8 protein-coding genes and 1 pseudogene are annotated in these 8,274 nt (G+C 45.1%); all 9 read right to left on the bottom strand.

Annotated features, from left to right (window positions below; all coding sequences use genetic code 11):
* Positions 1-85: 85 nt before the first annotated feature.
* Positions 86-574 carry a TIGR00725 family protein gene (locus tag Q0541_RS31785; protein ID WP_298920515.1) on the bottom strand — a complete coding sequence of 163 codons (489 nt, stop codon included), beginning with the start codon at positions 572-574 and terminating at the stop codon, positions 86-88.
* A gap of 268 nt (positions 575-842) precedes the next feature.
* Complete coding sequence (locus Q0541_RS31780) at positions 843-1,739, bottom strand: SDR family oxidoreductase (RefSeq protein WP_298920513.1); 897 nt, start codon at positions 1,737-1,739, stop codon at positions 843-845.
* Between the two features lie 309 nt (positions 1,740-2,048).
* Complete coding sequence (gene xylB / locus Q0541_RS31775) at positions 2,049-3,503, bottom strand: xylulokinase (protein ID WP_298920511.1); 1,455 nt, start codon at positions 3,501-3,503, stop codon at positions 2,049-2,051.
* A 438-nt stretch (positions 3,504-3,941) separates the two neighbouring features.
* The gene (locus Q0541_RS31770) at positions 3,942-4,844 is read right to left on the bottom strand and encodes an SDR family NAD(P)-dependent oxidoreductase (protein ID WP_298920509.1); all 903 of its coding nucleotides are present in this window, start codon (positions 4,842-4,844) and stop codon (positions 3,942-3,944) included.
* Between the two features lie 86 nt (positions 4,845-4,930).
* Positions 4,931-6,427 carry a mannitol dehydrogenase family protein gene (locus Q0541_RS31765; protein WP_298920507.1) on the bottom strand — a complete coding sequence of 499 codons (1,497 nt, stop codon included), beginning with the start codon at positions 6,425-6,427 and terminating at the stop codon, positions 4,931-4,933.
* A complete protein-coding gene (locus tag Q0541_RS31760) occupies positions 6,384-6,539 on the bottom strand; it encodes a hypothetical protein (protein ID WP_298920505.1) in 156 nt (51 codons plus the stop codon). Before Q0541_RS31760 ends, Q0541_RS31765 begins: the two co-directional genes overlap by 44 nt.
* A gap of 24 nt (positions 6,540-6,563) precedes the next feature.
* Positions 6,564-6,926, bottom strand: a complete 363-nt coding sequence (locus tag Q0541_RS31755; protein WP_298920503.1) for a TOBE domain-containing protein — start codon at positions 6,924-6,926, stop codon at positions 6,564-6,566.
* A gap of 281 nt (positions 6,927-7,207) precedes the next feature.
* Entirely contained in the window at positions 7,208-7,738 is a 531-nt protein-coding gene (locus Q0541_RS31750) for a pentapeptide repeat-containing protein (RefSeq protein ID WP_298920501.1), read from the bottom strand.
* Positions 7,739-7,884: 146 nt separating this feature from the next.
* Positions 7,885-8,085: pseudogene (locus Q0541_RS31745) on the bottom strand (IS701 family transposase); the annotation flags it as partial.
* Positions 8,086-8,274 lie beyond the last annotated feature (189 nt).

The following is an 8,274-nucleotide window of genomic DNA, read 5'->3' as shown; positions in this document are numbered from 1 at the left end:
TTTTAAGATTCTAAACCAGAAAAAACTGAAAAATAACACACCTTGAAAGGGCTAGCATCGACTTACTTACCTCACGAATAACAAATTAATATAAAATTGCTTTTGCAGTAATGATGGCATTTTCCGCACTCTCCACAATATGAACATTTTCTGGCGACAGCTTTTTGAAGAAAAGTTTGCTTTCTTCATCGTTAGTCAACAAAATTACGTGCTTATTTCCTTTCAAAGCTAAGGCAATTTCTGAAGCAGTTCCTGCACCCATACCACAGGCAATTACTACATCACTGGTGAGAACATTAATATTATTTCTAGCATTCCCCATATCTGTCAAAATAGCAATATCTACTGAAGAGGAAATACCATCTTGATTATCACTAGGAAGAATACCAATAGTTAAACCCTGAGCAGATTTTGCACCTTTACTTACAGCATCCATTACACCTACATTTCTACCACCAGTCAGTAAAACCCATCCTTGTTTGGCAATAAGTTGACCTAGTGCATAAGCATTTTGTAAATCATTTGCTGTCGCATTTTCTCCCCTGCCCATAACCCCAATAATAATTCTTCTCATAGAATTTCAAATGAATAGCGGTTTTCAGGGTTAACAGCAGTACTGCCCCCAAAAACCTTCGACATTACCAGCCAGTATTCGGTTAGGCGCTTCGTTATTGCAGTAGTGGACAGAAGCTTAATGTGATGCTTGCTGTTTCTGTGAAAGTTTATCTGCGAGTTCGCAAAGAACTCGCAAACAGCACAGTGGCAGCAAACTTCGTCTCTAAGTCCAGGACATACTCCACTACGCGATTAAGCGATTGGCTATCTCCCAGCATAAACGGACATTAGGCAATACCAACACCACCCGTTATGCCATAAACCTCTCCTGTAATGTAGCTTGCCTCCTGTGAAGCAAGCAGTACGTATATAGGAGCAATCTCTACGGGCTGTCCTGGTCGTCCCAGCGGAACCGTGGAGCCAAATTTCTCAATTTTTTCCTGGGTCTGACCGCCACTTGGCTGTAGCGGCGTCCAGAATGGGCCGGGCGCTACAACGTTGACGCGCACACCTTTCTCTATCATTTGTTTAGAGAGTGCTTTGCTGAAAGTAACAATACCTGCTTTGGTAAGTGCATAGTCAATGAGTCCCTCTGAAGGTTCATACGCCTGAATAGAAGCTGTATTAATGATGGCTGCACCCGGTTTTAGGTGCGGTACTGCCGACTGGGTAATCCAAAATAGCGCATAGAGGTTAGTCTTAAGCACCTTATCGAACTGCTCCGAGGTGATATCGCCAAGGGAGGGACTAGTACTCTGTGCGCCGGCATTGTTGACGAGAATGTCTAAACCGCCAAGAGATTCTACTGCATCCGTCACGAGTTTTCGGCAAAAATTTTCGTCCGTGATATCACCAGCAAGAGCAACAGCTTTGCGTCCTGCCTGTTCGATCAGTTTTATGACCTCTTGTGCGTCCGCTTCCTCACTTGAGAGATAGGAGATTGCTACATCAGCCCCTTCACGCGCAAAGGCGATCGCAATGGCACGCCCGATCCCAGAATCTCCTCCGGTGATCAACGCTTTTCGGTTTTCAAGCTTTCCACATCCTGTATAACTCTCTTCACCATGATCCGGCTGAGGGTTCATCTGTTGAGCCAGTCCCGGTGCAGACTGCGGCTGACGGGGGAAGGGCGGACCTGGATATTGCTGACGTGGATCTTGCATCTTCAATCGTTCGTTTGTCATCTGTTACTCTCACGAATATGATGTATTCAATTGTAAAATCGCTTTTACATCGCATCTACCCGCTTAGTGCAACATTATTGTTGTAATTAGTAATAGCTTTAAGACTCTGGCGCATTTTTTCAACTCTATCTTTCGGCAGACCCCTAACAAAACTGGCAGTGGTGGCGATCACCATAACATCTGTAATTCAAAACTCACATTTTTTTGACAACTGGCTGTGTGACTCGATTCCCCTGTAAGTGGCTGATATTAGACTGACCGCTTCTGGGAGTGCCGCTTTGATTGTGGTAATAGGCAGTATGATGTTCGTTAACGAACAATTTTTAAGGTATCGTAAAGTAGCTGGTAGCGATTAAACCCTGTTTCATACAAAGGATTTGCCTGCGGCTGTACCACATGGCTATCCTGCGGTACTATCTTGAATACAGCTTCTAAATTAGGGTAAGCACCAACACCCACCATTGCCAAAAGAGCTGCTCCGTAAGCCGCTCCTTCTTCGGCTTTGGGAGCAATCAGTTCTGTTTGCAAAACATCTGCTAAAATTTGTAACCAAATATTAGAGCGTGCCCCTCCACCCGTTGCCAAGAGTTGATCAACAGGAGCAAGCACGCTGATGACTGATAATGCTGACTGCAAGCTGAATGCAACCCCCTCTAAAACGGCACGAATTATATCTGCCTGCGTATGAGCTAATGACAAATTCACTAAAGCACCCCGAGTATGTGGATCGAGATGGGGACTGCGTTCTCCTGAAAGGTGAGGCAGAAATAGAAGACCACGGGCACCAGGCTGCGATCGCTCTGCCATATCCATGAGATCGGTGTAGGATATATGCGGTGCAAATGTATCTCGATACCACCGCAGAGAACCACCGGCTGCCAGCGTTACTCCCAAGAAATGATAGCCACCATCTACATGGCAGAACAAATGCACCCGACCTTCTGGATCGGGAATTGGGCGATCGCACGCTACAAAGATAACTCCTGATGTACCAATACTTAAACTACCCCGGTTCAGGTTGCTTGATGAGATGCCCAAACCGATCGCTGCTGCTGCATTATCACCTCCGCCTGCGACCACAGGTAATCCCACGCGGGCGGCTATTTCTGATTTTAGCCGTCCCGTGATCGCAGTAGATTCGATTACTGGGGGGAACAACGCTGGATTGATGTCGAGAGCATGGAGAATATCTGTATCCCATTGCCGATTTGCCAGGTTCAGACAGCCAACACCAGACGCATCAGATGGTTCTGTGACTGGTTCGCCAGTTAGCACATATCCCAGATAATCTTTTGGCAAAAGAATTTGCCACAATCGAGCATAAGCTTGTGGTTCTTCAGTTCGCAACCATAGGAGTTTCGGCAGTTGAAACCCTGTAATTGCCGGATTTCCAGTCCGCTGGATCAACTCCTGACGGGGAATCGTGGCTTCAATCTCAACAACAGCTTTACCCGTGCGCTGGTCATTCCACAAAATTGCCGGTCTAATTGCTTTGCCTTGGGGGTCGAGAGGAACCATGCCATGCATTTGTCCAGACAAACCGAGGGCAATCGCTCGGTATCCGTCTAGCTGTTGAGTAAGATCGAATAGAGCAGCCAAACTTGCTTCGACCCAATCTGATGAGTTCTGTTCCGTCCAACCGGGTTGTGGAGTAAACAGGGGATAGCTTCTGGTTGTTTGAGCGATAATTTGCCCTTGCAGATTAACTGCGATCGCCCGCACTCCTCCTGTACCCAAGTCTAAACCTACTACGATGTCAGTCAATTGTCCCTCCTAAGTTATCAATCCTATTGGACTTACGCAAAAACTCTCTAAAACCCTTTTTACTTTCTGTCCTTTATGTCCTTTGTGATTCATTTTTTATAATTTTGCGTAAATCCTGAAACCTTCAAATAACTCTACTTCCGCGACAACAGTCCCCATACTTGGGTTCAGCGATCACAAACCAGGTGTAGGTGTTTAGGTCACATTCAGCAGAGGGCTTGGTGGTCGAACTGAAGCGTTCGATACCTGCGTACATAGGACAAGAGACATACTTTGCATCAGGGACTTCCAAATAAAAAATAATCAATCGTTTTGGTAAGCAGGAGGAGCTGGCGTTGCAGGGGGAGAAGAAATCGGATAGTCGTATTGGATTACAGGAATTGAGTAATTTAATTTTTGGAAGTCCCTAATATTTGTGCTTTTGTCAATGGGTAAATTTTATTCCTGTTGCGTTGGTCGGATTAAAATTTCATTCACGTTGACGTGAGGTGGTTGGGTAACGGCATAGGCGATCGCCCGTGCAATATCTTCCGGTTGCAGCGGAGTGACGGCTTTGAACCGGGCTTCGAGCGCCTGTTTCGCAGCGGGATCGGTGATGTTGTCGACAAATTCGGTGGCAACCATACCTGGTTCAATAATGGTGACGCGAATATTGTCTTTATGAACTTCCTGCCGCAGAGCTTCTGAAATCGCATTTACGCCCCATTTGGTGGCGCTGTACACACCCATCCCCGCCCGTGTAATCCGTCCGGCAACGGATGAAAGATTAACCACATGCCCAACGCCCTGTGCTTTGAAGATAGGCAAAACCGCATGAGTCGCATACAGCAATCCCAAAACGTTCAGGTCGAACTGTCGCCGCCACTCTGCTGGATCGCTATCCTCAATCGTTCCCAATCCTCCAATGCCTGCATTATTCACAAGAATATCGATTCGTCCTAAAGTTGTGTTGACCTTTTGCACCAGATCATTAACTTGGGTTTCATCGCTAACATCTGTGACAATCGGTAAAGCCTTTCCCCCAACTGCTTCAATTTTTTGTGCAACTTCGTTTAATCGCTCGATTCGACGAGCCGCGAGTACTACCTGTGCGCCTTCTTCTGCAAGAGCGATCGCCGTTGCCGTCCCTATTCCCGAAGATGCACCTGTAATAATTGCCACCTTTGCATCTAATTTACCTGCCATCATTTGCTCCTGATAATTTTCTGATACTTGATGATTTAACTCACTCTCTAGTAACTGTAGCCCATCACTAGCAGCTTCAGCCGAGCACCACTGACCGCGCTTTCTTTCAGTCGCTTTCTGATGGTTCGATACCTGCGTACAGAGGACAAGAGACATACTCCATATAAACTTCTGCTTTTGTCAATGCGAATTTTCCAAGCGGAATGAAACTTCTGCCTGAAAAATTCGCAGCTTTCATCTAGTTAAGTTTTCTCTAAGAATCGGGTTAATGTTTCTTTAGCTCCAAACTCATACAATCTGCGTAAATGGTTCGCAACTGCATCGGCAAAAGGCGACTGCGATAAATCGCCAAAAATCTCAGTCAGGTTGAGCAACGGTTTGGCATCGGAACCACTAGAATGAGCTATTTGAGTTAAAGTACCTGCTATTGGGTCATCAATGGGAATGGTGTTACCTTGGTCATCAAGTCCATTCAGGTAACGAAACCAAGCAGCAACGGTTAAGCTCATGTAATCAATCGCCACATTTTTGCGTAGCGCGTCACGAACTGAGCCTAAAACAAATTTTGGCATTTTGGCGGAGCTATTAAGGCAAAGACGCGGCAGTTGATCGCGAATCTTAGGATTGGCAAAGCGTTCAATTAAGGTTTTTTTGTAATCATCTAAATCAATTCCCGGTACAGATTGCAGTGTCGGCGTAACTTCTGCCATCAAATTATCGACAGCTTGCCGGATTAACGGATCTGCCATTACCTCATGAACGTAAGTGTAGCCTGCCAAAGAGCCGAGATAGCCAATCAACAAGTGACTAGCGTTGAGCAGTCGGATTTTCATCATCTCGTAGGGATGAACATCGCTGGTCATCTGAACCCCAACTGATTCCCAATCGGGTCTACCTGCGCTGAAATTGTCTTCTACTACCCACTGAAGGAACGGTTCAGCAACGACTGGAAAGGCATCATCGATGTTAAACTGTTCCGCCACCATTTTGATATCTGTTGGGGTTGTGGCGGGGGTAATCCGATCGACCATGCAGTTAGGAAAAGCAACCTGTTCGGCAACCCAACGCCCCAATTCCGGGTTTTGCATTTGGGCAAATGCGGTCAACATTTTGCGGGCAATGTTGCCGTTACCTTGCAAGTTGTCGCAGGACAATACGGTAAAAGGTGCTATTCCCTGTTGACGGCGGCGATTAAGGGCTGCTGTCAAAAAGCCATATACTCCGATTGGCTGATCGGGATGCTGCAAATCATACTGAATCGTTGAGTGATTGGCATCAAATTCACCGCTGCCTTCAATATAATAATAGCCTCCTTCAGTAATCGTGAGGGTGACGATACGGCATTTGGGATCTGCTAAGGTGTCAATCACTGCTTGGCGGTTATCTGGGGCAAATAGATATTCGGTAATTGCCCCAATCACACGAGCGCGATCGCCTGATGGTGCTCTTTCAACTAAGGTATACAAACAATCTTGAGAATCCAGTGCATCCCGCATCCGTTTGTCGAATTCTAGTAGCCCAACCCCGCAGATTCCCCATTCACTACCAGGATTTTGATGGAAGTAATTATCTAAGTACAATGCTTGATGTGCGCGATGGAATCCACCAACACCGATATGGAGAATACCATTAGTGATTTGATGGCGATCGTAATTGGGTACGCGAACATTATTTTCTAAACTAGACAGAGATGCTTCATTCAGCTTGATTGCTGAGTCTGTGCTGATATTGCTGTTCATGGGATTCATTTTGGATTAGGTGGTGACGATGAACTTTGGCAATGGCTTCACCATTTTGATCGAACAAATGGCAAAGCTCACCGTTAATATAAATAGGAACATAATCGTGCATAATGGCTGGATTATCTCCGTCTGTTTACACAACTACAGTCTCACCAACCGCAATCTTAATGTAGAGATAGGTTTCTCCACCCAATCGTTTTACAACTAATACTTCGCCATTCAGGCTTGAGTTATTGCGATCAAGCAGCAGATGTTCGGGACGAATCCCTAATGTTGCTCTATCTCCAACTGACAAGGTTTTGGGCTTTACCGGAATCATTACGGTTGCGTCACCAGGGAACCTGACTATTGCACCAGGGTCGTTGACGGCTGACACCGTGACTAAGATAAAGTTCATTTTCGGTGAGCCAATAAATCCGGCGACAAATAGATTGCGGGGATGGTGGTACAGTTCTAGGGGAGAACCCCTTTGTTCTATAATGCCACCCTGCAACACCACAATTTTGTTGGCAAGGGTCAGTCATAATTCCTAACGTCGATTCAGCAACCACATGTCCAAATACTTTCTCAATTCTTGCTTACCCATACCAAATAAAAATTAATAATTTAGACGAGTGGAAAGACTGGCAAAATTGGAGAGTATCTTTAAGGGAATTACAAAAAGTCACTAATCTTCAATTCTTTTCAGATATCAACAGTAAAACTCGATAAATCATTGAAACAAAATCTGTACCGAACCGTTCATCACTTTTAGCTGAAACACAACCTACACTTAATTTAGGAACCGTATCTGGGGCCAACCTCAGTACTTCCATCTGGCAAGATAGTGTACCAGTAGAAAGCATTGAAAATACTGTTCAATTTAGCAGATGGATGACAGGGAATCCTAACACCTTCCAGGTTACTACCAATCAGAATAGTACGCTCCAGGCTAACAACTCCAAATTCGGCATTAATCAAAACAGCGTCGGTCAAATTAGCTCCTTCCAAGTTAGCACCAGTCAGGTCAGCTTCTCTCAACCCGGTAGCCCACACCAATGCACGTCTGAGATCAGCCCCCTGCAAGTTAGCTTGGATCATATTGGCATGACTCAATTCGGCTCCCTTCAAATTGGCATTGGTGAGGTTAGCCTCTCTCAAATTAGCACACATCAAGTTAGCACCTATCAAATCAGCTCCTCTCAAGTTGGCTCTTTTCAGGTTAACGCGAGTCAACTCTGCCTCTCTCAAGTTAATTCCTTGCAAATCAACTCCACAAAAATCTCTTTCCCCGGCAGCATAACGCCTGAGCAATTCCTCAGCATCCATAACTCATCTCTCGGATCTATTTACACCATCAACAGTAGCGCACTCACTCTCTGGCAAACCCTCTTTGACCCTACTAACTCCTTCGACCTCACCTTCCAAATAACCGACCTCCCCACATCTTTACTTAATGTGCCGCCTACTAAGTTGATATAGAGCTTAATTTCATCAAATAAGTCTTTGGGTTCATACTGCTCACGTAGCAAAAATCTATTGACACTATCATGAGACAAATCTTCCATAATTTCTGCCAAACGCGTGCAGCCTGGATATTTTGATTCTGCCAGCAGAAACAACGTATAAGTATTCAAGTCACATTTAGCTGTTGATGGCTTAGTAATCGCTCTAATCGTCCGAACCCTAAACACAGATAAGTAAATTATCTGTTTTTCACGCCTCTGGTAAATAGCGATCACTGGTTTTGTTTCTACATTCTCCTCATCCACTTTTTGTCTTACTTGTCAATGTGTAAGTTCTAGAAGTATAGCCCTTTCAAGGTGTGTTATTTTTCAGTTTTTTCTGGTTTAGAATCTTAAAAG

Origin of the sequence: uncultured Nostoc sp. (assembly GCF_937863485.1) — a bacterium.
Lineage (GTDB): Bacteria > Cyanobacteriota > Cyanobacteriia > Cyanobacteriales > Nostocaceae > Nostoc.
The sequence above is the reverse complement of the archived record's forward strand: the minus strand, read 5'-3'. Positions and strand labels throughout refer to the sequence as shown.

What these genes read in the sequence shown, in the direction of transcription:
- Q0541_RS31770 (WP_298920509.1), bottom strand. Translation starts at nt 4,844, where the DNA reads ATGTCTCTTGTCCTCTGTACGCAGGTATCGAACCATCAGAAAGCGACT.
- Q0541_RS31780 (WP_298920513.1), bottom strand. Translation starts at nt 1,739, where the DNA reads ATGACAAACGAACGATTGAAGATGCAAGATCCACGTCAGCAATATCCA.
- Q0541_RS31760 (WP_298920505.1), bottom strand. Translation starts at nt 6,539, where the DNA reads ATGCACGATTATGTTCCTATTTATATTAACGGTGAGCTTTGCCATTTG.
- Q0541_RS31750 (WP_298920501.1), bottom strand. Translation starts at nt 7,738, where the DNA reads ATGGATGCTGAGGAATTGCTCAGGCGTTATGCTGCCGGGGAAAGAGAT.
- Q0541_RS31765 (WP_298920507.1), bottom strand. Translation starts at nt 6,427, where the DNA reads ATGAACAGCAATATCAGCACAGACTCAGCAATCAAGCTGAATGAAGCA.
- Q0541_RS31785 (WP_298920515.1), bottom strand. Translation starts at nt 574, where the DNA reads ATGAGAAGAATTATTATTGGGGTTATGGGCAGGGGAGAAAATGCGACA.